The organism is Arthrospira sp. PCC 8006 (assembly GCF_046480465.1).
Classification (GTDB): Bacteria; Cyanobacteriota; Cyanobacteriia; order Cyanobacteriales; family Microcoleaceae; genus Limnospira; species Limnospira platensis.
The window spans coordinates 1-1738 of the sequence record NZ_PKGG01000431.1; the positions used below are offsets into that span (position 1 = coordinate 1).

Annotated in this window: 3 pseudogenes; 2 read left to right on the forward strand and 1 reads right to left on the reverse strand. The window is 46.9% G+C overall.

Features of this window, described 5'->3' with window-relative positions:
* Both B9T16_RS28375 and B9T16_RS28380 read left to right on the forward strand, forming a co-directional pair.
* A pseudogene (locus B9T16_RS28375) lies at window positions 1-214 on the forward strand (transposase); the annotation flags it as partial.
* Window positions 215-230: 16 nt separating this feature from the next.
* Window positions 231-536, forward strand: a pseudogene (locus B9T16_RS28380) (transposase); the annotation flags it as partial.
* A gap of 341 nt (window positions 537-877) precedes the next feature.
* Here the strand turns inward: B9T16_RS28380 and B9T16_RS28385 are convergent.
* Window positions 878-1377, reverse strand: a pseudogene (locus tag B9T16_RS28385) (RNA-guided endonuclease TnpB family protein); the annotation flags it as partial.
* Between the last annotated feature and the right edge of the window lie 361 nt (window positions 1378-1738).

The following is a 1738-nucleotide window of genomic DNA, read 5'->3' on the forward strand; positions in this document are numbered from 1 at the left end:
GTGCTAGACAATGCAACGTTTCATAAAGGGGGACGGATTCCTGAGCTAGTGGAGGCGGCTCAATGCCGTTTGCTCTATCTACCACCTTATTCGCCAGACCTCAACAAGATAGAGAAATGTTGGTCGTGGTTGAAAGCCCGCATTCGCCATTGCACGTGAGCAGTTTGATTCTCTCGATGATGCCATGGATTCCGTTCTCCCAGCTTCGTCCTAACCACCTTGACTAATGCTATAAATTAGGTCCAAATCAACACATTATGTTAGTGGTTGACCAAGCCGGATGGCATATCAGTAAGAATCTGAAAGTACCCGAAGGACTGCATTTAATGTTTCTACCGTCCCATTCCCCGGAACTGCAACCAGCGGAAAGACTGTGGCCTCTGGTAGATGAACCCATTGCCAATCGCTCATTTGAGAATCTTGAGCAGCTAGAGGAACTCTTGTGTGCTCGCTGCCGAAGTTTGTGGAAACAGCGCGAATTAATTAGAGGCTTGACGAGTTTTCATTGGTGGCCTCAAATCGAGACTTTACCATAATTGATTATCCGGACTTGATATCATGGATGGTTGGCAGTGGTCTCGTTTCCGGTGTCAGGTTACACCTCGGAGCCTTCCGTTCCCCGCTTCAATCTGACGGGTTATGATTCCTGAAACTGGGGGTGGCTATCGGCGTTACCCTCTGCTCCCTGATTTTCAGTTCGCTTATGACCTTGGGTTCCCTGTCTTATTTGGATTTTCTCCAAACGTCGGGACATATAAACAGTTATGGGGATGGTCAGGAGTACGCTCCTTATATCCAGATTCGGGGCTGGAATCCCCTCCATGTAGTTATTTCAGGCATCTCAGCCCTATTTCATACCTGAACATCTCGCACTCATAAATTGAACATAGTAGCCGTCTGCACGACGAATAAGCCTAACCCGTTTGATTTGTTCAACCTGGTAGAAATGTAAATCCCATGTTCCTTTGAGTTTAAGCTGACATATCCCTTTTTTGTCGGTAAAGGTTATTCGCTTGCGAGTCTCTGATAACTTCCACCCAGAAGTCTTGTATTCAACAGAACGGCAGTTCTTTTTGAACTTTGGATAGCCTTTCTTCCAGGGAATGGCTTTCCGGCAGTTCTCGTAGAACCGCGAAATTGCCGAATAGGCTCTTTCAATGGACGCTTGACAGGCGCTGGAGTTTAAGTCGCGAGCAAAAGGAAATTCATCTCGAGCGTGTTTTGCGCTAGGCGATACAAATCCTTCTGCCCAATTCCCGAATTATCCATCCAGAAACGGACGGCTTTATTGCGGATGAACTGAGCCGTTCGGATGGCCTCATCAATGGCACTGTATTGAGTTGACTTGCCTTTAGCTTTAAACTCCAGTACAATCATTTACGTCAGATAGTTATTAGGGGTCGAGATAAACCGTGAGGTCTACCCCTCCCATTCAGAACCGGACTTGAGACTTTCACCTCATGCGGCTGCTAGTCTGATTGCGTTATGGTCGAAAGAGAAGTCACCTTCCCCAACTCCAATTGAAAACCGTGCTTGCGAGTTTCCCAGCACACGGCTCCTGATGTAGATACCCTATTTGTCAGTAGGAACAGGGCTACGACCCCCCGCTTTGTAACCTCAACTTTAGGAGCTATATACAACCTCGTAGTCTTTAAACTCGCACTCGTCATAAAACTCTTAATTGTCGCGGTCTCTATATCCACAMCGTGGCTAGTGGGCATATCCTAACCATTACAGT